Origin of the sequence: Haemophilus parainfluenzae, assembly GCF_014931275.1 — a bacterium.
GTDB lineage: Bacteria > Pseudomonadota > Gammaproteobacteria > Enterobacterales > Pasteurellaceae > Haemophilus_D.
The window spans coordinates 479,836-505,917 of record NZ_CP063110.1 but is presented as its reverse complement, the minus strand read 5'-3'; the positions used below and the strand labels follow the sequence as shown (position 1 = coordinate 505,917).

Here is a 26,082-nt window from a genome sequence, read left to right as displayed (position 1 = left end):
TTTTATTTTTGCAATAAACCTTTCACGGTTTCTACATAATCTTTGACGAAATCGTCGTAATTTAAGCCTTCAGGGTTTACACGGTATTTGCCATTGACATAGAAATCAGGTACGCCACGTACTTGAAACTGTTCCGCTGCATTTACTTGCTTATTCACTAAACCGTTTACAGCAAAGCTGTTGATGTTGTTATCAAATTGTTCAGCTGTAACCCCGTTATCAATGAAGATTTTGCGAATATCGTCCATTGAGCTTAATTTATCTTGCTGTGCGGCTTCGAATAAAGGTGCTTTCACTTTGCTTTCTGCACCAAGAGCCATCGCTAATGCCCATGCACGAGTGAGGTTTTCAGATTGACGACCTAAGAAGTTAACGTGATATTGTTTAAATTCAGTGCCTTGTGGTAAGCCTTCAGCAACTTGTTTTGGAATGTGGTATTCCATTTCAAAGGCATAACAATGTGGGCAGTAGAAAGAGAAAAATTCAATCACTTCTGGTTGTGCAGAAGCCGTTTGACTTACTTGAACGTATTGTTTGCCTTCTTCTAGGTTGGCTGCGAATGCATTAAATGAAAATAAAGCACCGAGTAAAAATAAAACTTTTTTCATTTGTTTTCCTTATTTAATAATTCCGCGTGCTTTTAACAATGCGGTTTTAAAATCTTCTTCATAATCTTTTTTGATGCCAGGGATTGGCTCAAGTTTATCTGTGCCGTGCATTTTTAAATGATAAATAATTACTTCATCAGATAATTCTGCTACGGGTTTATCAAAACCTGCTTCATCAGCAATTTTTTGCAAAATTTGTAACAAGCTCAGATCTGGGTCTTTAGACCAATAAGGTTGTAAAAGTTCCAATACTTCATTTAAACGCTTACATTTCATTGCTATTTCCTTTTAAATGGAGAAAAATAAGGCTAGATCATACTTCAAATAAGGCAATAAGAAAATATGAAATACACAATAAGTGCGGTTATTTTGGCGGGAGGAAAAGCGCGGAGGATGAATGGTGCGGATAAAGGCTTGCAGCTTTTACAAAATAAACCATTAATTAGCCATGTGATTGATCGCTTACAACCTCAAGTGGTTGATATTTCAATTAATGCTAATCGTCACCATGCGGAATATGCACAATGGGGGTTTCCTGTATTTTCAGATGAATTGCCTGATTTTCAGGGACCATTGAGCGGTATGTTAACAGCACTCGAACAAGCTAAAACGGATTTTGTGCTTTTTGTGCCCTGCGATAGCCCGTATTTTCCACAAAACTTATTAGAAAAACTAAAAAGTGCGGTTAAAAATGACCGCACTTTAATGGCTTATGCAAAAGATAAAGAGCGTGAACACCCGACATTTTGTTTAATGTCCGTTCAGCTTAAAGAGAAGTTACGCGCCTATTTAAACGAGGGTGAACGTCGTTTATTACAATTTATGAACAAAAATGGCGCGGTTGCTGTCCAATTTGACGAACAAGAAGGACGATTTGTAAATTGTAATACCTTAGAAGATTTACAATAAATTATTTGTTTAACCTTGAATTTTGTAAAAAATTCTCCATTATTGCAGTGTTTACTTTCTATTTTATTGAGGAACTTTATTATGATGCGAATCCTTTTATTTTTAGCCACTAACTTTGCTGTGATGCTTGTGTTAGGGATTATTTTAAATGTGACCGGTATTGCAGGAAATAGTACAGGTGGCATTTTAATTATGGCGATGCTTTTCGGTTTTGCCGGATCATTAATTTCATTATTCTTATCAAAAACCATGGCATTGCGCTCTGTGGGTGCGGAAGTGATTACTGAACCACGTAATCAAGCTGAGCGTTGGTTAGTAGAAACTGTACGCCGTCAAGCACAACAAGCAGGCATCCCAATGCCAGATGTGGCGATTTACCATTCTAATGATGCGAATGCTTTTGCTACAGGTGCGACTAAAAATAATTCTTTAGTAGCGATTAGTACCGGTTTATTAAACTCCATGACGGAAGAAGAAGCTGAAGCGGTATTGGCTCACGAGGTCTCACACATCGCGAACGGTGATATGGTGACCATGACTTTATTACAAGGCGTATTGAATACCTTTGTAATTTTCTTATCTCGTGTGATTGCTAATGTGGTGGCAAGTTCTCGTAATGGCGATGAAGAAAGTCGTAGTTCAGGCATTTACTTCTTAGTCTCAATGGTGTTAGAAATCTTGTTTGGTATTTTAGCGAGCATTATCGCGATGTGGTTCTCACGCTATCGTGAATACCGTGCAGATGCAGGTTCTGCACAACTTGTTGGTAAAGAAAAAATGATTGCGGCATTGCAACGTTTACAACAAATTCATGAGCCGCAAGAGATGGAAGGTTCACTTAATGCCTTTATGATTAACGGCAAACGTAGCGAACTCTTTATGAGCCATCCTCCACTTGAAAAACGTATCGAAGCATTACGTAATTTATAAAAGATAAAAAATAAAGGGCTAAATGTAATATTTAGCCCTTTTTATTTATGGATTATTTAATGTCTGCTAAGACTTTGGTGAGTAATTCCCAGTAAGTTTGTACTGTTGAAATTTGGACTTTTTCATCAGGCGAATGCGCATTACGAATAGTTGGCCCCACAGAAATCATATCAATATTTGGATAATGTTCTTTCAATAAGCCACATTCAAGCCCTGCATGAATCACTTTAATAACAGGCTCTTTGCCAAGCATTTCTGCATAATGTTTTTTCATTAAGGCTAAAATTGCCGTGTCGTTTACCGGTTTCCAACCAGGGTAAGAACCTGAGAATTCAACCGTTGCACCAGTGAGTTCAGCGAGTGAAGTTAAGGTTTCTTCTACATACTCTTTACCACTTTCAATAAGCGAACGAATAAGAATCGTACCTTTGATTTTATCTTCAAGGGTTTTTAATACACCAATGCTTAACGAGCTCTCCACGACATTTTTGATGACATCACTGTTGCGGATTACGCCATTTGGTAAGACGTTCAGCAAATTAATCACTTTTTTGGTGGTTTCAAGCGTGAAGGTTTGTTGTGGATTTTCAACTAGCTCAGCGGTTAAGGTTAAGTTTGGTTCAGCGATAGCAAGCTCTTCTTTCAATAAAACTTCAAAATTTTTTACCGCACTTTTTACGCTTTCTACATCATGATTGAAGCAAATGGTTGCGGCGGCTTCACGTGGAATTGCATTACGAATTGAGCCTCCACGAATTTCTGCAAGGGCAAAATGCGGTTGATTTTGTGAGAGTTTTGCTAATAAGCGTGCTAAAACTTTAATTGCATTCGCGCGTGTGGTGTGAATATCACAACCAGAGTGACCGCCACGTAAACCTTTTAAGTTAATTTGCAAAGTATGGCTGAATGAATTGGTTTCACGGTGAACAGGTAGCTCAACATTCGCATTTACCCCACCAGCACAACCAATATAGATTTCACCGATTTCTTCGGTATCGGTATTAATTAAGATTTCCGATTTTAACCAGTTACGGCGAAGGTGTACGGCACCATCCATGCCGGTTTCTTCAGTCATGGTGAGTAACACTTCAAGTGGTGGATGTGCAATATCGGTACTTTCTAATACCGCTAAGGTAGAGGCTAAACCGATACCGTTATCTGCGCCAAGTGTGGTACCTTGTGCTTTTACCCAATCCCCATCAATATAAGGGCGAATTGGGTCTTGAGCGAAGTTATGTGGATTGCCTTCATTCGCTTGCGGAACCATATCTAAATGTGCTTGTAACACAACAGGTTGGCTTTTTTCCATACCTGCTGTGGCAGGTTTACGAATTAATACATTACCGGCTTCATCACGCTCGGCAAAAAATTGTTTTTCTTTCGCCCAGTTGACAATAAAGGTCGCGAGCGCATCTTCGTGATGAGAAGGATGTGGAATCGCACAAATTTGATCAAACCATTTCCAAAGTAATTGCGGTTGTAATGTGGTAATTTCTGACATAATGAACTCCTTTTTTCATTAAAATTTTTGCGGAAATCATAGCATAAAACGCCATTTCAGGTTAAAATTCCGCAATTTTTTTATTTAGCGACAAAGTTTAAGGTATTTGTTATGAGCGAAAAATATGTTGTGACTTGGGATATGTTCCAAATGCATGCCCGCAAATTAGCGGAACGTTTACTTCCTGCCACTCAGTGGAAAGGTATCATCGCAGTAAGCCGTGGTGGTTTATTCCCTGCAGCGGTACTTGCTCGCGAATTAAATATTCGTTTCGTAGAAACCGTGTGTATTGCCAGTTATGATCACGATGAACAAGGTGCATTAAAAGTATTACACCGCGCAGATGGTGATGGTGAAGGAATGATCGTGGTAGACGATTTGGTAGATACCGGCAATACCGCTCGTGCAATTCGTGAAATGTATCCAAAAGCAAAATTCGTCACGGTATTCGCAAAACCTGCAGGTGCTGAGTTAGTGGATGATTACGTGATTGATATTCCACAAAATACTTGGATTGAACAACCTTGGGATTTAGGTTTAACTTTCGTGCCACCATTGGCAAGAAAATAATAAAACCTTAATATAAAATTTCGTTACGCCGGTGCTTTCATAGTTCCGGCGTAATAATTATGACCAATTTATTTTGATTATGAATAGTATCGACGCACAAAAAGCGCTAGAGAGATCTTACGTTTCCTCAATTGAAAATACAGAATATGATGAAGCATTAAAGCTGGCTGAAATGCTTTATTTACTTGATCCCAGTAATCCTGAATATTCCCATAAAATTGCTTATGTTTATTTGAAAGAATTAAAATGGGAAGAAGCCATTGAGGCGGAATTAAAAACATTAGAATTAGATGCTCAATATATTCCGGCTTTAGATTTATTAGCACATGCTTATGGCGGAATAGGTAATTGGGAACGTTCAGGCTTTTATGGCAGTTTAGCCCTTGAGATGAAAGACAAAGCCATTCCCGTTCCAACACTGGAAATGGTTCCTGCTCCTGCACCTAAAAATGGTAAACGAATTATCGCATTTTCTTTATTTGGTAATAATCCTAAATATGTTGAGCCGGCGATATTAAATACACAAGTATCTCCCATGTTATTCCCTGGGTGGGTATGCCGTTTTTATGTAGATGATTCAGTTTCATCTGAAGCGATTCAACGATTAAAAAATAATGGTACTGAAGTAGTATATGTCACTTCACCTGTGGATAAATGGCCTGGTGCAATGTGGCGTTTCCTTGCAATTAATGATCCAGAAGCTGAGTATGTGATCTTCCGTGATGCTGACTCCGTGGTATCTCACCGAGAAGCTGAGGCCGTAGCTGAATGGATTGAAAGTGGTCGTTCATTCCATACGATGCGTGATTCAGGTTCCCATACAGCACTTATTTTAGCGGGGATGTGGGGAGCAAAAGCCGGCGCTGTTCCTGATATGGAAGCAAGAATTCAACGTTTTATTGATAAGGGTTACGACTCTCGTCATTTTGCTGATCAGGATTTTCTTGCAGAGGAGTTGTGGGGCTATATTCGCCAAGATGTTTTCGCACATGATAGAGTATTTAATTTCTGTGATGCTAAGCCTTTCCCTGGGGCGTTTTATTCTGATTACCAAATTGCGCATTGCGAGGGGGCGAGCAGTTTTGATGCAAAAACCTCTTTTGAAGAAGGGAGCAAAGTAAGATGGACGTTATATTCAAAAATATCCCCTATGGTCAATGTTGATTATTCCTTTATTCGTGTGCCTGAATTTAAAGTTTGCAGCTATGAAACTACAGTAGAGAATGGTAGGTTTGAAGCGTCAATACCAAGACGTTATGGATTAGCTTTTAAAGCAGGCTTAGCTAAAATAGATATTAAAAAAGCTTAATTTATTCGTTTTAACTATCAACATAGGGATTGTTAATGTCAACTCAACCGAGTTTTGTACATCTTCGTACGCACACTGATTTTTCAATGATTGATGGAATCGCGAAAGTGAAACCATTAGTCAAAGCGTGTGCAGCAAATAATATGGTCGCGTTGGCATTAACGGATTTCACCAATTTTTGTGGTGTGGTACGTTTTTATGGTGAAACCCTTTCTTCTGGGATTAAACCAATCATTGGCGCAGATGTTCATGTTAAAAGCGAGTTATGCGGTGAGGAATTATTTACGCTCACTTTACTTGCTAAGAACAATGAAGGCTATAAAAACATCACATTACTGCTTTCAAAAGCCTATCAACGCGGCTATGTGGACTTGCCTTATATTGACCAGGAATGGTTAATTGAACACCGTGAAGGTGTAATTGTTTTATCGGGTGGTACACAAGGCGATATCGCGAAAAAACTCCTTAAAGAAAATAGCGCTGAAGCTGAAAGTGCGGTCAGTTTTTATCAAGAATTTTTTTCTGACAATTTCTACCTTTCTCTTTCCCGAACGGGTCGTCCGGATGAAGAACGTTATATTCAAGCTGCATTAAAGCTTGCTGAAACGCATGATTTACCGCTTGTGGCGACCAATGATGTTGTCTTTCTTAAGCCTGATGATTTTGAGGCGCACGAAATTCGTGTCGCTATTCACGATGGCTATACCCTCGACGACCCAAAACGTCCAAAACGTTATACCGAACAACAATATTTTCGCTCAGAAGAAGAGATGTGCCAATTATTTGCTGATATTCCTTCTGCGCTTGAAAATACGGTATTAATTGCGCAACGCTGTAATGTTACTTTGCGTTTGGGCGAATATTTCCTTCCAAAATTCCCAACAGGCGATCTGAGTACGGAAGATTATTTGGTGATGAAATCCAAAGAAGGTTTGGAAGAGCGGTTGGCGTTTTTATTCCACGATGAAAAAGTGCGGGCAGAAAGACGACCGGAATATGATGAGCGTCTTCAAGTCGAACTCGATGTGATCAACCAAATGGGCTTCCCGGGTTACTTCTTAATCGTTATGGAGTTTATCCAGTGGTCAAAAGACAATGATATTCCAGTAGGGCCTGGACGAGGTTCTGGCGCGGGTTCATTGGTGGCTTATGCACTAAAAATTACTGATTTGGATCCCCTTGAATTCGATCTTCTTTTTGAGCGTTTCCTCAATCCAGAGCGTGTTTCCATGCCCGATTTCGACGTGGATTTCTGTATGGATGGACGGGATCGTGTTATCGATCATGTGGCAGAAACCTATGGTCGCGGTGCCGTATCACAAATTATTACCTTCGGTACCATGGCGGCCAAAGCGGTAATTCGAGATGTGGGGCGCGTATTAGGCCATCCTTATGGCTTTGTGGATCGTATTTCGAAAATGATCCCCCCGGATCCCGGCATGACCTTAGCCAAGGCTTTTGAGGCTGAACCGCAACTACAAACAGCATATGATTCAGATGAAGAAGTCAAAGCCTTGATTGATATGGCGCGTAAGCTAGAGGGTGTCACGCGAAATGCGGGTAAACACGCAGGTGGAGTGGTGATTTCCCCTTCTTTGATTACAGACTTTGCACCACTTTATTGTGACAATGAGGGGCTTCATCCTGTTACTCACTTCGATAAAAACGATGTGGAATATGCTGGTTTAGTGAAGTTTGACTTCTTAGGTTTGCGTACACTCACCATTATCAAATGGGCACTAGATATGATTAATGCCCGCCTTACTCGTGAAGGCAAACCGCCAGTTGATATTGCTGCTATTCCATTAGATGATCCCGAATCCTTTGAGTTACTGAAGCGATCTGAAACGACTGCCGTATTCCAGTTGGAATCGCGCGGGATGAAAGATTTGATTAAACGCCTGCAGCCAGACTGTTTTGAAGATATTATCGCGTTGGTAGCATTATTCCGCCCTGGTCCATTACAATCGGGCATGGTGGATAACTTTATTGACCGTAAACATGGTCGAGAAGAAGTCTCTTATCCTGACGCAAACTATCAACATGAAAGCCTTAAACCGATTTTAGAGCCAACTTACGGTATTATTTTGTACCAAGAGCAAGTCATGCAAATTGCTCAGGTGTTAGCGGGTTATACTCTTGGCGGTGCGGACTTATTACGTCGTGCGATGGGTAAGAAAAAACCGGAAGAAATGGCGAAACAGCGCTCTGTGTTTAAAGAAGGTGCTGAGAAAAATGGTGTTGATGGCGAGCTTTCCATGAAGATTTTCGACTTAGTGGAAAAATTTGCCGGCTATGGTTTCAATAAATCACACTCTGCTGCTTACGCATTGGTATCTTACCAAACCCTTTGGCTGAAAACCCATTTCCCTGCTGAGTTTATGGCAGCGGTAATGACCTCGGAAATGGATAATACCGATAAAATCGTCGGCTTGTACGATGAATGTTTGCGTATGGGCTTAAAAGTTACCCCACCAGATATCAATGTAGGAAAACATCATTTCAGTGTGAATGAAAATGGTGAGATTGTTTATGGTATCGGCGCCATTAAAGGGGTGGGTGAAGGTCCGATTGATGCACTGATTACCGCTCGTAATGAAGGTGGGATTTTCAGGGATTTGTTTGATTTATGTGCTCGCGTTGATTTGAAGAAAATTAACCGTCGTACCTTTGAAAGTCTGATTATGTCGGGCGCGTTTGATAAGTTAGGGCCACATCGTGCGGCGTTATCTAAGAATCTAGAAGATGCACTCAAAGCCTCTGATCAGCATGCAAAAGATGAGGCCATGGGGCAAACCGATATGTTCGGTGTGCTGACAGAAACACACGAAGAAGTGGAAAATGCTTACGCCCATACGCCACCTTACACAGAAAAACAAATTCTAGATGGTGAGCGTGAAACCCTTGGTTTGTATTTAAGCAGCCATCCGGTAAGTCGTTATTTAAAAGAGCTTTCTCATTACAGTTCTACGCGATTAAAAGATCTCACGCCAAACCGCCGTGGGCAAATTAGCACTGCAGCTGGTTTGTTGGTGGCAACTCGTTTCGCGACGACGAAAAAAGGAAATCGTATCGGTATTGCAACCATTGATGACCGTTCTGGACGTTTGGATTTAACCCTATTTGGAGAAAGCTTAGACCAATTCGGTGAAAAACTGCAAAAAGATACGGTTGTGGTGGTATCTGGCCAGGTAAGTTTTGACGATTTTTCAGGCGGATTAAAAATGTCTGTACGGGATTTGATGACTTTAGATGAGGCGCGTTCTCGTTATGCGAAATCTTTAGCCATCAGCTTGTCCGAGGAGCAGATTAGCCCAAGTTTTATTAAGAAACTGAAAGAAATGTTAGAACCTGTTAGTGGCGGCACTTTACCAATTAACGTATATTATCAAAGCGCAAAAGGCCGTGCGTTATTGCGTTTAGGGATTCAATGGTCGATTACACCAACGGATGAGATTCTAACAGAATTGGTGAATTTGCTCGGTGAAAATGCGGTAGAGCTAGAATTCGGTTAATATTCCAGTAAGAGTGCGGTCAAAAAAATCAGTGTTTTTTAACCGCACTTGGGCTATGTAAACAAAGCGAGAGATAAAATGGAAAAAATCATTATTGATGCAGACAGATTTTTACGCACCATTTCACGTATTTCCCATGAAATTATTGAAAAGCACCAAGATTTCAATAATGTGATTTTAGTTGGGGTAAAACGTCGTGGAGCAGAAATTGCAGAATTGATTCAACGTCGTATTGAAGAGTTGAATGGTATGACTCTTCCAATGATGGAATTGGATATCACGTTTTACCGCGATGACTTAGAGTATGTTGAACCTGAAAATCCAACCCCTGTGTATAGCGGCGCCTCCAGTTATATGAATATTCAGGGTAAAGAAGTCATTTTGATCGATGATGTGTTATTCACTGGTAGAACCATTCGTGCCGCGATGGATGCGTTAACGGATTTTGGTCGAGCAGCTAAAATTGAATTGGTGATTTTAGTCGATCGTGGACATCGTGAATTACCGATTCGGGCAGACTATGTAGGTAAAAATGTGCCGACCTCCCGTGATGAACAAGTTCAGGTGCGTACATTAAAATATGATGGTTGTTATGAGGTGGCATTATTGCCTAAATAACGATCAGCCTATTGTGAACCTTTGATAAAATTGATAATCTAACGAGCATTATCCTATTATTTTTTAAGAAAACTAAAATGAAAAAATCAATGTTAAAATCTCTTTTCTTTGCCATGATTGGTCTGTTTACTTTTTCTCAAGTACAAGCAGAAGAACGCGTTGTGGCGACCGTAAATGGTACACCAATTTTACAAAGTCAAGTGAATGCCGTAATGGGCAAGAAAGGTAGCCAACGTGCAGCATTAGATAAGATTATTGATGATATGCTGACAGAGAAAGCGATCAAAGAATCAGGTGTAAAAGTAAACCAAGCGGAAGTAAACCGTATCGTAGAAGATATTGCGGCGAAAAATGGGTTAACTTATGGTCAATTCTTAGATGCACTCGATTATCAAGGCATTTCTTTAAATGCATTTAAACAACAAATTTCTCGCCAAATGTTAATGGCGGGTGTGCGTAACCATGCTATTCAAAACAGCGTAGATGTGACTCGTGAGCAAGTGGATGCATTGGGTAAACAGATGCTCGATGAAGCAAAAGCAAAAGGCACGGCGCAAAAAGTGATGGGCAAAGAGTATGAAGTTCGTCATATTTTATTAAAATTAAACCCATTGCTGAACGATGCACAAGCAAAAGCAGAATTAGAACGCATTCGTGCTGACATCGTTTCAGGCAAAATGACATTTGCAGATGCCGCATTAAAATATTCTAAAGATTATTTATCTGGTGCGAATGGCGGTAGCTTAGGTTATGCCTTCCCAGAAGCTTATGTGGGCCCATTTGCAAAAATGGTTGAAACTACACCACAAGGTACTATTTCTGCACCATTTAAATCTGAATTTGGTTGGCATATTCTCGAAGTAACCGGCAGTCGTGATGGCGATAAAACAGAAGATGCTTATCGTCAAAAAGCTTACGAACAAATTGTGAATAGCCAATTACAAGAAGCAACCAAAGACTGGGTGAAAGCATTACGTAAAAATGCTGATATTCAATATTTCGATAAATAACAGAAAACGTTAGAATAAGGGGGCATTTTGCCCCTTTTGTCGTTTTTATAAAATGAGTGACGCATGAAAAAATTTTTTGTCTTTTTACTAATTCTTCTGCTAATTCTTGGCGGTGTTGGTTTTTGGGGTTATCAAAAACTAACGGAGTTTGTTCATACACCAGTGAATGTCACGCAAGATCAATTGCTGACAATTGAACGAGGAACTACGGGCAGTAAACTCGCTGCTTTATTAGAGCAAGAAAAAATTCTTGATCATGCGGATTTGTTGCCTTGGTTATTGAAATTACAACCGCAGCTCAACAAAGTGAAAGCGGGGACTTATTCTTTAACGGGTGTGAAAACGTTGCAAGATTTATTGGATATGATTAATTCTGGCAAGGAAGCGCAATTTAGTGTGAAGTTTATTGAAGGTAAAACGTTCAAGGAATGGCGTAAAAACCTTGAAAGTGCACCACACTTAAAACAAACCTTGCAAGGTAAAAGTGATAAAGAAATTATGGCGTTATTAGATATTCCAGCCGTTGCAAAAGCCGTTTACGAATGGAATAACATGGATGGCTGGTTGTATCCTGATACCTATAATTACACCCCAAATTCGACTGATCTTGAATTATTAAAACGTTCAACTACTCGTCTACAAAAAGCCTTGGATAAAGCATGGAGTGAACGCGATGAAAATCTCCCATTAGCGGATCCGTATCAGATGCTGATTTTGGCTTCTATTGTGGAGAAAGAAACGGGGATTGCGGCTGAGCGTCCACAAGTGGCTTCGGTATTTATTAACCGTTTAAAAGCTAATATGAAACTACAAACTGACCCAACTGTGATTTATGGAATGGGTGAGAGTTATACCGGTAATATTCGTAAGAAAGATTTGGAAACGATAACCCCTTACAATACCTATATGATTGAGGGGCTACCACCAACACCAATTGCGATGGTGAGTGAGAGTGCTTTGCAGGCTGTGGCGCATCCAGCGAAAACGGACTTTTATTATTTTGTTGCCGATGGAAGTGGCGGCCATAAATTTACTCGTAATCTGAACGAGCATAATAAAGCAGTGCAAGAATATTTACGTTGGTATCGTAGTCAACAAAAAGGAGCCAACTAATGCAAGGCAAATTTATCGTAATTGAAGGGCTGGAAGGTGCAGGTAAAAGTACCGCCATGCAAACGGTGGTGGATACATTAAAATCCCTTGGTGTAAATGATATCGTATTTACTCGTGAGCCGGGTGGCACACCATTAGCAGAAAAATTGCGCCATTTAATTAAACATGAAACAGAAGAACCTGTTACGGATAAAGCGGAATTATTGATGCTTTATGCGGCACGAATTCAATTGGTAGAAAATGTGATTAAGCCAGCATTGGCAGAAGGTAAAATTGTGCTGGGTGATCGACATGATATGTCTTCACAGGCCTATCAAGGCGGTGGGCGTCAGTTTGACCAAACGCTTATGGCGAATTTAAAAAATATGGTATTAGGCGATTTTGAGCCTGATTTTGTACTGTATTTAGACATTGATCCTGCAGAAGGGCTTGCTCGTGCTAGAGGTCGTGGAGAATTAGATCGTATAGAACAACAAGGACTCGATTTCTTCCATCGTACTCGCCAACGTTATTTGGAATTGGTGCAAAACAATCCGAAAGCTGCGATTATTAATGCAGGTCAGCCTTTGGAACAAGTACAATCGGACATTCAAAGTGCGGTCAAAAATTGGTGGGTTTCACAAGCAAAATGAGCGAACTTTATCCTTGGTTAGTGCCTACTTATCACAAAATTAGCCAAACTTTTAGCGAAGGTTTGGGGCATCATGCATTATTGATTAAAGCTGATCAAGCTCTCGGTGCTGAAGGTTTGTTTGAGGATTTAACAAAACGCATTATGTGTCAAACGCCAGATAATGCACCTTGTGGCCATTGTCATGCTTGTCACTTAATGGCAGCGCAAAGTCACCCTGATTTTCATGTTTTAGCTTCTCAAGAAGGCAAAGACATTGGTGTTGATCAGGTAAGGGCGCTTAATGAAGTTGTCAGCCAACACGCGCAACAAAATGGTAATAAATTGGTGTATATCCAAGATGCAGAACGCCTTACGGAAGCGGCAGCTAATGCATTGCTCAAAACCTTGGAAGAGCCACGTCCGAATACGTATTTCTTGTTGCAAACAGAGCCTTCCTCTTCGTTGTTAGCGACTATTTACAGCCGTTGCCAAGTGTGGAATGTTCCTTTGCCAACGGAAGCAGAAGCCTTAACTTGGCTTTCTTCTCAATTTCAGGCAGAAACATCTGAATTATTGACCGCACTTGCGATGAATTTGGGTCGTCCACTGTTAGCATTAGAAACACTCCAGCAAGGATTAATTGAACAGAGAAAAAATTTCCTACGTCAATTTTGGCTGTTTTATCGTCGTCGTTCACCTTTGGAAATTTTGCCTTTCTTTGAAAAAGAACGCACCGTACAGCAAGTGGATTGGATTTTAGCGTTTTTAAGTGATGCCATTAAATACAAACTCGAAATACAAAATGGCTGGCAAACACTTGATCTTAAAACAGGTGTAACTCAATTTGCAGACGAGCAAACAGCGCTTGGGTTATTAACCGCAAATAAAATTATGCAAAAAGTGCGCTCGGATTTACTCACTATCAACGGCGTTAACACGGAATTAATGTTACTAGATGGTTTGACAAAGTTAATTACCGACGTATTTAAGGACTAAATAAATTATGTTTATCGTAGATTCCCATTGCCATTTAGATGCATTGGATTATGAAAATTTACACAAAGATATTGCTGATGTTGTGGCCAAAGCCCAAGCACGAGATGTGAAGCATTTATTGGCGATTGGCGTAACATTAAGCCGTTTTGAAAAAGCTTACCCTGAGTTAGCAAAATTTCCGAATGTGTCTTTGGCTTGCGGTGTACATCCACTAGATCTTGAAGAAGAACCTTACGATGCCGATCGTTTATTACGTTTATCCCAAGATAAAAAAGTGATCGCAATTGGCGAAATTGGTTTGGATTATTATTACAGTGCAGATAATAAGGCATTGCAGCAAACGGTTTTTGCAGATCAAATCAGAATTGCTAATGAAGTGGATAAACCCGTGATTATTCATACTCGTTCAGCGCCAGAAGATACCATTGCCATGTTGCGTGAGCACGAGGCAGAAAAGTGTGGTGGATTAATTCATTGTTTTACGGAAACCTTGGATTTTGCGAAAAAGGCACTTGATTTAGGGTTTTATATTTCTTGTTCAGGCATTATAACCTTTAAAAATGCGGAAAGTATTCGTGAAGCTATTCGTTATGTACCGGCAGATCGTTTGTTAGTTGAAACGGATTCGCCTTATTTAGCACCTGTACCTTATCGTGGTAAAGAGAACCAACCTGCCTATACACGTGAAGTGTGTGAGTATGTGGCAGCGTTAAAAGGGTTGTCTATGGAAGAATTTGCACAAATTAGTACACAAAACTTCGAGCGTTTATTTAAAATTAATGTACAATAAATCATCGATTTAAATGAGGGAGTTTTATGCGTAAGTTTTTTAAGTACTTTTTATTTTTAGTAGTCTTTGTTTTCCACGGCTTTATGTTCGCGGTGGTAGACTACGTTTTCCCACACTATGATGTAACGCGAGTAACCGGTGTGGAAGTGAAACGTGTGGATAAAGATGGCCCGATTACAAAATCGAATCCGGCTGATGGTCCAACGCGCGATGTGTATTTTATCAATACACAAAATGATGATGGCAAAATCATGGTGTATCGTAATGAAGATACCCGTTGGGGTTTTCCATTCTACTTTAAATTTGGTTCAGCGAACTTACAGGCTCAAGTTCAAGCCTTGGGTAATGAAAACAAATTAGTGCAAATCAAGTATTACGGTTGGCGGATGACGATGTTCGATGAATATCGCAATGCCGTTGCAGTGAAAGAAATCAGTGGCGATGTGACACCAAGCCATCCGATTTTATCTTGGGTATTCTATGCTTTCTTATTAATTACTCTTTTCCTTTCTATCCAATTTGTACGTGGCTGGTTCGACAGCGAAAATTAGCGTTTCTCAAATATGGGGCGTCATAGAACGCCCTCACAATTTAATAATAACATTTCTAACCTAAAAACCAGCGGTAAATAGACCGCACTTTAAAACCAATAAAGAGAACATTATGAGTTTATCTGCAGCGATTTTTATTTTAATCGTATTAATTATTGTCAGTGCAATCTTGTCATCAGCTGAGATTTCTCTCGCGGGTGCAAGACGCATTAAACTACAAGCGTTGGCCAATGAAGGCAATATCAAAGCGGAGAAAGTTTTAAAATTACAGGAACAGCCAGGGCGTTTCATTACTGTAGTACAAATTGGACTTAATATGGTTGCCGTACTCGGTGGTGTGATTGGTGAAGCGACAATTAGTCTTCACTTACAGAGTTTTTTACATGAATACACTACGGCAGAATGGGTTGAGCCAGCCTCCTCTTGGATTGCTTTTTTCATGGTAACCACAACATTTGTTTTATTAGCCGATTTAATTCCGAAACGTCTCGCATTGATTAATCCTGAAGGTGTGGCGTTACGGACTATTGGCATTATGCAAGTCTTCATTTTCTTCTTAAAACCTATTGTATGGTTTTTTGATGGTCTTTCTAATATCTTCTTCCATTTAATGGGGATATCCACTAAGCGCGAAGATAATATGACTCCAGAAGACATTGTGGCGATTGTGGAGGCTGGTGCCGAAGCGGGCGTACTAAAAACACAAGAACATTATTTGATTGAAAACATCTTTGAAATGCAAGAACGTACCGTGTCTTCAACCATGACGACTCGTGAAAACATCGTGTTTTTAGACCGCACTTTTACTCGTCAGGAAGTGTTGAATACCTTATCGGCTGACTCTCATTCTAAATTAGTGATCTGTGATAATGGTTTGGACAAGATTTTAGGTTATGTGGAATCCCATACTTTGTTGACGCTTTATCTTCAACAAGAAGTAGTAGATTTAACAGATAGCCGTTTATTACGCAAAGCGTTATTTATCCCAGATACGCTGTCGTTATACGAAGTATTGGAGTTGTTTAAATCTACGGGGGAAGATTTTGCGATTATCGTCAATGAATATGCGCTTGTAATGGGCTTAATTACCTTGAACGATGTGATGAGTATTGTGATGGGAGAATTGGTTTCTAACGAAGAAGAGCAAATCGTTAGCCGCGATGAAAACTCTTGGTTGATTGATGGGGCAACGCCACTTGAAGATGTGATGCGCGTTTTGGATATTGAATCTTTCCCTGATTCAGAAAATTACGAGACTATTAGTGGCTTTATGATGTATATGTTACGCAAAATTCCGAAAAAAACCGATTTTGTCGTATACGATAAATATAAATTTGAAGTCATTGATACCGAAAACTTCAAAATTGATCAAATTTTAGTTTCGATTGTCAAAGACAGCGGAGTGAGCAAAGAATCAGCGTAGTACTAGGTGTTACCTTGCTTAACTCCCCATTCTAAGTATAATTAACAGCGGTTTTAACCGCCTATAAATAAGGAAAATTTAATGTTTAAAAAAATCTCGATATTCTTTGTTGCAGTAATGCTTGCGGGTTGTTCTTCGATTTCAGATATGACCTCTTATATTCCGTTTATGGGTAAAGACAAAAAGGTCATTGATTTAGATAAAGATAAAATCGACCAAAAATCTTATGCCGCCGCTTATGAAGCCACTGTGGCAACCTATAAAGATCGTGTAACAAAAAATTTCTTTGTGGATAATTTTGCAAGTGGTGCGAATGACTGGTATCTCGGTCGTATTGTTGTACCAATCAAGCAAATTCAAGATAAACTCTACACAGGTGGTCATGATTCTGATGTGTATGCTTACTATAGCGGTGTGTTACATGCAGAAGCATTACAAACTAACTTCAGCCGTTTAAGTGCAAATTGTTGGCAAAAAGTGGATTCGCCAAGTGTGACGCAAGGGATCTACGATGCAATGCGTGATTTGCAAAAAGGCAAAGAGCGCGGTGAAAATGACGCCTACATTTCCCAAGGTAGCGAAATGCTACTCAAAGCCTGTACTGGCCAATAATCAATTTGAGCTGTTGATGAGTGATCTTATCAGCAGCTTTTCTTTTTTTAAATCATCAATGTGAAGGAGCAAGAATGTTAGAACTTTCGGAAAGCAACATTCATTTAAATGCTACGGCAACAAATAAGCTGCAAGCAATTGAAATGGCTGCAAGCGCGTTAGAGCAAGCCGGCAATGTTGAACAAGGCTATTTGCAAGGTATGCTTGGACGTGAACAACAAACCTCCACTTTTTTAGGCAATGGGATTGCAATTCCACACGGTACATTAGAAACCCGTTCAATGGTGAAAAAAACCGGTGTGCAAGTTTTCCAATTTCCACAAGGTATTGAGTGGGGAGAAGGCAATGTTGCTTATGTTGTGATTGGTATTGCTGCCCGTTCTGATGAGCATCTGGCTTTACTTCGTCAATTAACGCATGTTTTAGGTGATGAAGAGACCGCGGCACAATTAGCGACATTAACCGATGTTGAAAAATTCCGTGCGATTTTGTTAGGTGAAAGCGATTCTTTTAGCATTACTGAAGAAACATTAAGTTTAGATATTGAAACGCAAAGTTTGCTCACCCTTACCGCCATCAATGCAGGTAAATTACAACAGCAAAGTGCGGTTGAAAATAGCTTTGTTTCTGAAGTGGTATCCAATTCTGCTCTGCCACTAGGTAAAGGTTTATGGGTTACAGATGCCGTATCAGGTAACGTGAAAAATGCGTTGGCATTCAGTCGTGCGAAAACCATTTTTAATCATAATGGCAAAGCGGTGAAAGGCGTGTTGACGATTTCGGCTGTCAGTGACCAAATCAATGAGACATTAGCGCGTTTATTGGATGATGAAGTCCAAAATATTTTATTAAGTGGTAATACGCAGCAAATTTTGACCGCACTTAATGGTGGTAAAGTGCCAGTTGCAGCAGCTGCTCAATCTGAAGGTCAAATCGCTACGGGTGCAGTGATTGGTACCTTTACTGTTCGTAATGAACATGGCTTGCACGCTCGCCCAAGTGCGGTGCTCGTCAATGAAGTGAAAAAATTCACATCCAAGATTACGGTACAAAATCTTACTCGAGAAACCGCACCAGTTAGTGCGAAAAGTTTAATGAAAATTGTGGCATTAGGTGTCACTCAAGGTCATCGCTTACGTTTTGTTGCGGAAGGTGATGATGCGAAACAAGCTATTGAAGCCTTAGGTAAGATTATTGCGAGTGGGCTTGGCGAAAGCGTATCTGCCGTACCACCGGCTGAACCAGATACTATTGAAGTAAGCAGCGAGCATGCACCACAAATTCACGAAGAAAACACAGGCTTACCAGCCGATGCCATTGAAGCCGTATTTATGATTCGTAATGAACACGGTTTACACGCTCGTCCAAGTGCCGTGCTTGTTAATGAAGTGAAAAAATATAATGCGTCTGTTGCGGTGCAAAACTTAGATCGTGACACCCAATTAGTCAGTGCAAAAAGTTTGATGAAAATTGTGGCACTTGGTGTCGTGAAAGGTCATCGCCTACGTTTCGTAGCGAGCGGTGAAGAAGCTCAACAAGCGATTGACGGTATTGGTGCAGTCATTGAAAGTGGTTTAGGCGAAGGTCGGGGGTAAGTGATGGCAAAAGTAGCAACAATTACCTTAAATGCCGCTTACGATTTAGTCGGGCGTTTGCCTCGTATTGAAATCGGCGAAGTGAATACCGTTGAAACGCTTGGTATTTTTCCTGCCGGCAAAGGCATCAATGTCGCTAAGGTGTTGAAAGACTTGGGTGTAGAGGTGGCCGTTGGTGGATTCTTAGGTGAAGACAACGTTGGTGATTTCGAAACGCTATTTAAAAAACAAGGATTAGAAGACAAATTCCATCGTGTTACAGGCAAAACCCGTATTAATGTAAAGATTACTGAAACCGAAGCAGATGTAACAGATTTAAATTTCTTAGGTTATCAAATCACTCCAGAAGCTTGGCAGCAATTTACAGCAGATTCATTAGCGTATTGCCAACACTTTGATATTGTTGCGGTATGTGGCAGTTTACCGCGAGGTGTGAGTCCTGGATTGTTCGCGGATTGGCTTAATCAGTTGTATCAAGCTGGTGTGAAAGTCGTATTAGATAGCAGTAATGCCGCACTCACGGCTGGTTTGAAAGCGCATCCTTGGTTGGTGAAACCGAATCATCGCGAATTAGAAGCGTGGATTGGTCATCCGTTAAATTCTCTTGATGAAATTATTGCAGCGGCTAAAAAACTTAAAGCAGAAGGCATTGCTAATGTGATTATTTCGATGGGGGCAGACGGTTCTTTATGGCTGAGTGATCAAGCTGTTATTCAAGCTCAACCACCTAAATGTAAAAATGTGGTGAGCACTGTAGGCGCAGGTGATTCTATGGTAGCTGGCTTAATTTATGGTATCGAAAAAGGCCTGTCTCAAGCGGAAACCTTAGCGTTTGCAAGTGCTGTTTCTGCCTTTGCTGTTTCGCAAAGCAATGTGGGCGTGAGTGATATCGCCTTGCTTGAGCCAATTCTGGCGAATGTCAAAATTTCTGTGATTGAAGGATAATGTAATGAATTTGTTTTTAACTCACTCTCCGCAAATTGGTGCGGCAAAATCCTATTTACTTCGCCAAGCATTGAGCGAGGTCGCAAAAAAAGCCAATCATACTCTGGTTGAACAAGCCAAAGAGGCGGATTTAGTGATTGTTTTCGGATCTAGTTTGCCAAACTCTGCTGAACTTGTGGGCAAAAAAGTCTTTTTAGCCAATGAAGATGCGGCAATTGCTTCACCTGAAGCAACGCTGACGAATGCGCTCAATCAAGCAGTAGACTATGTGCAACCGACTCAAAGTGTGGTTGGATTTAGCGGCGTTTCTGGTGTAAAAAATATCGTCGCGGTTACAGCTTGCCCAACGGGTGTGGCACATACCTTTATGTCTGCTGAAGCCATTGAAACCTATGCAAAAAAACAAGGGTGGCAGGTAAAAGTAGAAACGCGTGGCCAAGTGGGCGCAGGTAATGAAATTACCCCTGAAGAAGTCGCTGCGGCAGATTTAGTTTTTGTTGCAGCGGATATTGATGTACCGTTAGATAAATTCCAAGGTAAACCGATGTATCGTACGTCGACCGGTTTAGCGTTAAAGAAAACGGCACAGGAATTCGATAAGGCATTTAAAGAAGCGAAAATTTATGAAGGTGGCGTAGCAAAATCTTCTGCTAAATCAGAAGAAAGTGGCGAGAAAAAAGGCGTTTATAAACATTTGATGACTGGTGTATCGCACATGTTGCCGTTGGTGGTTGCCGGTGGTTTATTAATCGCGATTTCCTTTATGTTTGGTATTGAAGCTTTCAAAGATGAAACGATTTTCCATGGTATTCCAAAAGCCTTAATGGATATTGGCGGTGGCGCAGCATTCCATCTGATGATTGCAGTATTTGCCGGCTATGTGGCCTTTTCTATCGCAGACCGTCCGGGGCTTGCGGTAGGTCTTATTGGCGGTATGTTAGCCACCACAGCCGGTGCAGGGATTTTAGGTGGGATTATCGCCGGTTTCTTAGCGGGTTATGTGGTAAAAGGATTAAATGCAACCATTAAATTGCCGGCAAGTTTAACCTCCTTAAAACCGATTTTAATTCTCCCGCTCTTTGGTACCTTGATTGTTGGTCTTGCGATGATTTATGTGATTAACCCACCAGTTTCACAAATTATGACGACCTTAAGCGATTGGTTAAAATCCATGGGCGAGGTCAATGCGATGGTATTGGGTGCGATTATCGGTGCGATGATGTGTATTGATATGGGTGGTCCAGTAAACAAAGCGGCTTATACGTTCTCCGTGGGAATGTTAGCCTCTCAAGTTCACACTCCAATGGCTGCTGCTATGGCGGCTGGTATGGTGCCGCCAATTGGTATGGCGATTGCAACTTGGATTGCTCGCAGTAAATTTACCAGCAATCAACGTGATGCGGGTAAGGCCTCTTTTGTCTTAGGGTTATGCTTTATCTCTGAAGGAGCATTGCCGTTTGTAGCAGCCGATCCATTACGTGTGATTATTAGCTCGGTGATTGGTGGAGCAACTGCCGGTGCGATTTCAATGGCATTAAATATTTCACTACAAGCACCACATGGTGGTTTATTTGTGATTCCGTTTGTCTCTGAACCATTACTCTACCTAGGTGCAATTGCAACGGGGGCATTATTAACCGGCGTGGTTTATGCGGTGATTAAGCCGAAGGCGACAGAATAATCGATTCTTTGATTAAAAAGTGCGGTAATTTTTAACCGCACTTTTCATTTATCAGGTATAATTACAATGATTTAGGGAGAAATTATGGATAAATACAATAAACTCCGCATTGAATGGGATTGTCGTCGAGGTATGCTTGAGCTGGATAAAATCATCATGCCTTTTTATAAAGCGCATTTTGACCAACTGACTGACGACAAAAAAGATATTTTTATTCGTTTACTTGCCGCCACGGATTTACAACTTTTTTCGTGGTTTTTTAATGGCAGTCAATCAGACGATGCCGAAGTACAAGCGATGGTTGAATATATCCAAGATATGCAGAAAACGAATGTCCGTTAATTTTTTGAAATTTTTTACACATAAGGAACTTTTCAATTTTAACTCTGTCTGATAAAGCAACAATAGCTTGCTGTCTTGAATATATGAAGGCGTGTTAGACGTAGCATAGGAGATATATGGCTGAACAGCTAACAGATCAGGCTTTGGTAGAAAGAGTGCAGCAAGGCGATAAAAAAGCCTTTAATTTATTGGTTTCTCGTTATCAAAATAAAGTAGCCGGACTTTTAACCCGCTACATTTCTCATAACGACATTCCAGATGTTGTACAAGAATCCTTTATTAAGGCCTATCGTTCCATTGAATCCTTTCGGGGCGATAGTGCATTCTACACTTGGCTATATCGAATTGCCGTTAATACGGCAAAGAATTATTTAACGGCACAGGGGCGCCGTCCACCGAGCGAAGATATTTTGGCTGAAGATGCCGAAAGCTATGATGTGGGAACCCATCTACGTGATGTAGATACCCCTGAAAATGAAATGTTATCTAGCGAATTAGAAAAAGTGGTGTTTGATACTATTCACAGTTTGCCAGAAGATTTAAGAACTGCGATTACCTTGCGTGAGCTTGAAGGGTTAAGTTACGAAGAAATCGCAGAAATAATGGATTGTCCAGTAGGCACTGTACGTTCTCGCATTTTCCGTGCTCGGGAAGTGATTGAGAACAAAATACAACCGCTTATGCAACGTTAAAATAAAGTCGGAGTTTATAAAATGCAAAAAGAGTTACTTTCAGCCTATATGGATGGAGAAGAAGTCAGTGCCGAGTTGACGAAACAACTCTGTCAGGATAAAGATTCACAAGAATCTTGGGTGGCATATCACACAGTAAGATCAGTTATGCGTAAAGAGTCACCAGTATTATTAGGTGCTGATTTTACCGCGAAAATGGCTGACTTAATTGAATTAGAAGAAGTAAAACACGTTGAAATTACTGTTTCTCAACCAACCCCAGAAGAGGCAGACAGCTTACCGTTCGTGCAAAAATTAAAAGCATTCTTTGCACCAATGACACAAATTGCGGTGGCTGCAGGTGTGTGTTTGGTGGCAGTAGTGGGTGTACAATCGTTCAATGCAAAAAGCACCTCGGTTACACCTGAAAACCCAGTTTTACAAACCTTACCATTTAACAATTCTGTTCAAGAAGTAAGTTACAACGCTCCGACCAAAGATGTAGCGACTTCGGAACAGGTTGAGCAAAAAAATCGCCGTATTGGTACGATGTTACAAAACTATGAATTACAGCGTCGTATGCATGCAGATAGCTTAAATGTGGGTAGCAACCAAGCGAAATAATTACTACAGTTAATCGATAATTCACCACCTTAGGCGTGGTGAATTTTTTTCTGGATAAACCAATTTATTTATGAAAAAAACGTCTCTCAAATTAACCGCACTTTTAGGCTTATTCTTATTGCCTTTCACAGCATTTGCAGAAGAGCCAATCCAGTCATTAAATAAAATGTCGCAAGCCATGCGAGATTTAAACTATGAGCTTGCTTTTGTGCAAACTACGCCAACAAATATGGACTCATTCCGTTATCGTCATATTAAGCAAGGGCAAAAAGTGTATGCACAATTGGTGACATTAGATGGTGAACAGCAAGAAATCATCCAGCGCGGTAATTTAGTCAGCTATTTTCAGCCGGGATCACGTGCTTTCACGATTAACAGTGGTGAGATTGTGGATGCGCTTCCGGCAGTGATTCGTACTGATTTTAGCAAGCTGAGTCAGAATTATGATTTTATTAAGCTTGGAAAAGATCGAATTGCAGGCCGATTTGTCGATACCATTCGTATTGTGCCCAAAGACGATTTTCGCTATCAATATCTCGTTTTCTTAGATGAAGAAAATGGTTTGTTATTGCGTGGTGATATGCTTGATCGAGAAGGCAAGTTACTTGATCAGTTCCGTGTCGTGACGTTATATATCGATGATCGTCTACGTGGTTTAACAGATTACCTTAATAAGGTGTCAGTGCCGCCACTTTTAAATGAAAGCAAACAAGAGTCATCTCTTGCAGTCAATTGGAAAACGGATTGGTTACCGCAAGGTTTTGATTTAGTTCGCCAAAATCAAGATGTAATGGATGGTGAAGTGGTTGAAAATGCGTTATTTAGCGATGGGCTTTTCACTTTTACACTCTATGTCAACAAAGCGGATAGCACTGCCGCAACAGAAAACACATGGAAACAAGGGGCATATACGATTTATAGTGAAGTCATGGGCGATAAAGAAATTACCTTTATCGGACAGCTTCCAATTGCCGCGGCTAAGCGAATTGTGCAAGGTGTAACATTCCTAAAATAATTCAGGAGACGTGAGAAAGTTGCTATTTTGTTTCCCCTTGCTATACTTTCTTCACCTGATGGATTTTGATAGCAAAACCCCGTCCTGCGGGGTTTTGTTTTATCAAGTGCGGTCATTTTTCTTAAGGTTTTTACAATGAATAATCCCCTTCCTCTTCTTGGTATTACGGGTTACAGCGGTAGTGGCAAAACCACATTGCTGGAAAAATTACTTCCTCAATTAATTAAAAAAGGCCTACGTGTTTCAGTCATTAAACACAGCCATCACAACGCCCATGTGGATAAAGAGGGAAAAGACAGCTGGCGAATGAAAGAGGCGGGTTCTGCGCAAGTTATTATGGCTTGCGATAGTCGTTGGGCATTAATGACAGAAACACCTCAGGCGCCGGTTTCGTTAGCTTATTTAAGCCAACAATTTGATCGTTATTTAACGGATTTAGTTTTGGTGGAAGGATTTAAACAAGAACCTATTCCAAAGATTCTGTTGCATCGACAAGAGATGATAAAGCCTTTGCCGGAATTAGATGAAAACGTGTTGGCTTTAGCAACAGATTATTCGCTTGAAACTGACCGCACTTTATTAGATATTAATCACATTGAACAGATCGCTGAGTTTATTTATCAATGGTGGAAAAAGACGCAGTAATAGAAAGTCAGCACTATAAAGGGCTGGCTTGGGTGGCTTCCATGGCTTTGTTTATGCAAAGCTTGGATGCGACTATTTTAAATACTGCCTTACCAACTATTGCAACAGATCTACAAACCCCCGTCTTTGAAATGCAAATGGCGATTATCGCCTATTCTCTGGCCGTTGCTTTATTTATTCCTTTAACTGCTTGGGCGGCAGCGAAATTTGGTACGCTTACGGTTTTCCGTTCAGCTGTTTTTACCTTTATATTCGGTTCAGTCGCTTGTGCGATGGCAACCTCTCTCGAAACTCTTGTACTTGCACGGATTCTTCAAGGTATTGGCGGAGCATTTATGATGCCTGTCGCTCGCCTTGCGATTATTCAAACGGTACCGAAAAATCAATTAATTAATGCCTGGAATTTAATGGCTACAGCAGGACTCATCGGCCCGATTCTTGGCCCGATTTTAGGTGGTTGGCTTGTGGTGCATACCTCATGGCATTGGATTTTCTTAATTAATATTCCTATTGGTATGTTAGGTTTTTGGGCTGCAGCTAAGGTGATGGGAAATCATAAAGGTAATGCGTCTAAGTTAGACTGGACGGGCTTTTTACTCTTTGCATTTGGTTTGGTAAGCTTAACGCTAGGGCTAGATTTGCTGGGTGAAAGTCATAGTGATCACATGACCACATACAGTGCATTAGCGATTGGCATGGCATTATTGATGGCTTATTATTTTTATGCGAAAGGTAATGAGCGTGCCATTTTGCCGTTATCTCTTTTCAATACAAGAACATTCCGATTAGGCATTGCAGCCAATATTTTTATCCGTCTTTCTGGATCGGCTGTGCCATTCTTATTGCCATTAATGTTCCAACTTTCCTTTGGTTATTCAGCTGAAGTGTCAGGCTGGTTGCTTGCACCTATTGCGCTAATGTCCGTCGTATTTAAACGCTTTATTGGGCATATTTTAAATAGCTTAGGTTATAAAACGACGTTAATTTTATCGTCACTTTTAATGGCAGGCTCTACAGTTTCCATGTCATTACTTGATATTTCATCATCAACGATATGGATTATATGTAATCTAATGTGGTACGGGGCTTGTATGTCGATGATTTTTACTTCGATTAATACACTTACTGTTGGCGATTTATCACAGGAACAAGGCGGTGTAGGCTCGACGGTATTGAGCATTGTGCAACAAGTGGGAATTGGTTTTGGTATCGCCGTAGCATCCATTATTTTAACGTTATATCGCCAATTTATTGGTAACGAAGGTGAAGCACTACAGCATGCTTTCAGTTATACGTTCCTGACCACTTCTGTTTTTGCTATCGTATTGGTTTGGATATTAAGCTATTTGCATAGAACAGACGGGGATCATTTGCGGAAAAAACGCTGATATTGAATACCTTAGTTTAATTTGTTATAAGAAAGATCATTTTCTTATTTTGTAAAAGTTTGATTTGCTTATATCTTAAGTAAAATTTTTATATACAGGGTGGATTCA

The 26,082-nt window shown here is 40.4% G+C and carries 26 protein-coding genes; 23 read left to right on the top strand and 3 right to left on the bottom strand.

The genetic code is table 11. The features are described 5' to 3' along the window. Window positions 1–2: 2 nt before the first annotated feature. Window positions 3–608: a thiol:disulfide interchange protein DsbA gene (dsbA, locus tag INQ00_RS02480; protein WP_049364231.1), complete on the bottom strand. Its 606-nt coding sequence runs from the start codon at window positions 606–608 to the stop codon at window positions 3–5. Window positions 609–617: 9 nt separating this feature from the next. Further along, window positions 618–884, bottom strand: coding sequence for a YihD family protein (locus tag INQ00_RS02475; protein ID WP_005694923.1), 267 nt, complete (start codon window positions 882–884; stop codon window positions 618–620). Window positions 885–950: 66 nt separating this feature from the next. On the opposite strand from INQ00_RS02475, the gene mobA reads away from it, so the two are divergent. Together mobA and htpX are read left to right on the top strand one after the other, a co-directional pair. Then, window positions 951–1,517, top strand: a complete 567-nt coding sequence (gene mobA / locus INQ00_RS02470) for a molybdenum cofactor guanylyltransferase MobA (protein WP_197547213.1) — start codon at window positions 951–953, stop codon at window positions 1,515–1,517. Window positions 1,518–1,595: 78 nt separating this feature from the next. Beyond that, window positions 1,596–2,447: a protease HtpX gene (gene htpX / locus INQ00_RS02465; RefSeq protein WP_197542885.1), complete on the top strand. Its 852-nt coding sequence runs from the start codon at window positions 1,596–1,598 to the stop codon at window positions 2,445–2,447. Between the two features lie 52 nt (window positions 2,448–2,499). Here the strand turns inward: htpX and INQ00_RS02460 are convergent, their stop codons facing one another. Then, window positions 2,500–3,948 (bottom strand): aminoacyl-histidine dipeptidase, encoded by a 1,449-nt coding sequence (locus INQ00_RS02460; RefSeq protein ID WP_197547212.1) that lies wholly within the window; start codon window positions 3,946–3,948, stop codon window positions 2,500–2,502. A gap of 111 nt (window positions 3,949–4,059) precedes the next feature. Between INQ00_RS02460 and gpt the strand changes: the two genes are divergently transcribed. The 21 genes from gpt (at window position 4,060) to INQ00_RS02355 (ending at window position 25,974) form a co-directional block, all read left to right on the top strand. Beyond that, window positions 4,060–4,518: a xanthine phosphoribosyltransferase gene (gene gpt, locus INQ00_RS02455; protein WP_049364228.1), complete on the top strand. Its 459-nt coding sequence runs from the start codon at window positions 4,060–4,062 to the stop codon at window positions 4,516–4,518. A gap of 79 nt (window positions 4,519–4,597) precedes the next feature. Further along, a complete protein-coding gene (locus INQ00_RS02450; protein ID WP_054420112.1) occupies window positions 4,598–5,827 on the top strand; it encodes a tetratricopeptide repeat protein in 1,230 nt (409 codons plus the stop codon). Between the two features lie 35 nt (window positions 5,828–5,862). After that, complete coding sequence (gene dnaE, locus INQ00_RS02445) at window positions 5,863–9,342, top strand: DNA polymerase III subunit alpha (RefSeq protein ID WP_054420113.1); 3,480 nt, start codon at window positions 5,863–5,865, stop codon at window positions 9,340–9,342. 78 nt (window positions 9,343–9,420) lie between these two features. Further along, complete coding sequence (pyrR, locus tag INQ00_RS02440) at window positions 9,421–9,960, top strand: bifunctional pyr operon transcriptional regulator/uracil phosphoribosyltransferase PyrR (RefSeq protein ID WP_197547211.1); 540 nt, start codon at window positions 9,421–9,423, stop codon at window positions 9,958–9,960. Window positions 9,961–10,037: 77 nt separating this feature from the next. After that, window positions 10,038–10,970, top strand: a complete 933-nt coding sequence (locus tag INQ00_RS02435) for a peptidylprolyl isomerase (protein ID WP_197547210.1) — start codon at window positions 10,038–10,040, stop codon at window positions 10,968–10,970. 63 nt (window positions 10,971–11,033) lie between these two features. Continuing rightward, entirely contained in the window at window positions 11,034–12,083 is a 1,050-nt protein-coding gene (gene mltG, locus INQ00_RS02430; protein WP_197547209.1) for an endolytic transglycosylase MltG, read from the top strand. After that, entirely contained in the window at window positions 12,083–12,715 is a 633-nt protein-coding gene (tmk, locus tag INQ00_RS02425) for a dTMP kinase (RefSeq protein WP_197547208.1), read from the top strand. Before mltG ends, tmk begins: the two co-directional genes overlap by 1 nt. Further along, window positions 12,712–13,692: a DNA polymerase III subunit delta' gene (locus INQ00_RS02420; RefSeq protein WP_197547207.1), complete on the top strand. Its 981-nt coding sequence runs from the start codon at window positions 12,712–12,714 to the stop codon at window positions 13,690–13,692. The genes tmk and INQ00_RS02420 overlap by 4 nt, the downstream gene beginning before the upstream one ends. A 7-nt stretch (window positions 13,693–13,699) precedes the next feature. Next, complete coding sequence (locus INQ00_RS02415) at window positions 13,700–14,482, top strand: YchF/TatD family DNA exonuclease (RefSeq protein WP_197547206.1); 783 nt, start codon at window positions 13,700–13,702, stop codon at window positions 14,480–14,482. A 26-nt stretch (window positions 14,483–14,508) separates the two neighbouring features. Beyond that, a complete protein-coding gene (locus INQ00_RS02410) occupies window positions 14,509–15,033 on the top strand; it encodes a DUF1523 family protein (RefSeq protein ID WP_049369996.1) in 525 nt (174 codons plus the stop codon). 112 nt (window positions 15,034–15,145) lie between these two features. Next, window positions 15,146–16,456, top strand: a complete 1,311-nt coding sequence (paeA, locus tag INQ00_RS02405) for a polyamine export protein PaeA (protein ID WP_197547205.1) — start codon at window positions 15,146–15,148, stop codon at window positions 16,454–16,456. An 81-nt stretch (window positions 16,457–16,537) separates the two neighbouring features. Further along, window positions 16,538–17,068: an HI_0449 family lipoprotein gene (locus tag INQ00_RS02400; protein WP_049369994.1), complete on the top strand. Its 531-nt coding sequence runs from the start codon at window positions 16,538–16,540 to the stop codon at window positions 17,066–17,068. Between the two features lie 74 nt (window positions 17,069–17,142). Next, entirely contained in the window at window positions 17,143–18,663 is a 1,521-nt protein-coding gene (gene fruB / locus INQ00_RS02395; RefSeq protein ID WP_197547204.1) for a fused PTS fructose transporter subunit IIA/HPr protein, read from the top strand. Between the two features lie 3 nt (window positions 18,664–18,666). Further along, window positions 18,667–19,608, top strand: a complete 942-nt coding sequence (gene fruK, locus INQ00_RS02390; RefSeq protein ID WP_197547203.1) for a 1-phosphofructokinase — start codon at window positions 18,667–18,669, stop codon at window positions 19,606–19,608. Between the two features lie 4 nt (window positions 19,609–19,612). After that, the gene (locus INQ00_RS02385) at window positions 19,613–21,289 is read left to right on the top strand and encodes a fructose-specific PTS transporter subunit EIIC (RefSeq protein WP_197547202.1); all 1,677 of its coding nucleotides are present in this window, start codon (window positions 19,613–19,615) and stop codon (window positions 21,287–21,289) included. A gap of 84 nt (window positions 21,290–21,373) precedes the next feature. Continuing rightward, entirely contained in the window at window positions 21,374–21,631 is a 258-nt protein-coding gene (locus INQ00_RS02380) for an FAD assembly factor SdhE (protein ID WP_049366673.1), read from the top strand. A 116-nt stretch (window positions 21,632–21,747) separates the two neighbouring features. Further along, entirely contained in the window at window positions 21,748–22,323 is a 576-nt protein-coding gene (gene rpoE / locus INQ00_RS02375) for an RNA polymerase sigma factor RpoE (RefSeq protein ID WP_014064431.1), read from the top strand. Between the two features lie 21 nt (window positions 22,324–22,344). Further along, window positions 22,345–22,926 (top strand): sigma-E factor negative regulatory protein, encoded by a 582-nt coding sequence (locus INQ00_RS02370; protein WP_197547201.1) that lies wholly within the window; start codon window positions 22,345–22,347, stop codon window positions 22,924–22,926. Between the two features lie 70 nt (window positions 22,927–22,996). Next, the gene (rseB, locus tag INQ00_RS02365; protein ID WP_177989620.1) at window positions 22,997–23,941 is read left to right on the top strand and encodes a sigma-E factor regulatory protein RseB; all 945 of its coding nucleotides are present in this window, start codon (window positions 22,997–22,999) and stop codon (window positions 23,939–23,941) included. A 135-nt stretch (window positions 23,942–24,076) separates the two neighbouring features. Continuing rightward, window positions 24,077–24,586: a molybdopterin-guanine dinucleotide biosynthesis protein MobB gene (gene mobB, locus INQ00_RS02360; protein ID WP_197547200.1), complete on the top strand. Its 510-nt coding sequence runs from the start codon at window positions 24,077–24,079 to the stop codon at window positions 24,584–24,586. Beyond that, a complete protein-coding gene (locus INQ00_RS02355; protein ID WP_197547199.1) occupies window positions 24,565–25,974 on the top strand; it encodes an MFS transporter in 1,410 nt (469 codons plus the stop codon). The genes mobB and INQ00_RS02355 overlap by 22 nt, the downstream gene beginning before the upstream one ends. Window positions 25,975–26,082: the final 108 nt, after the last annotated feature.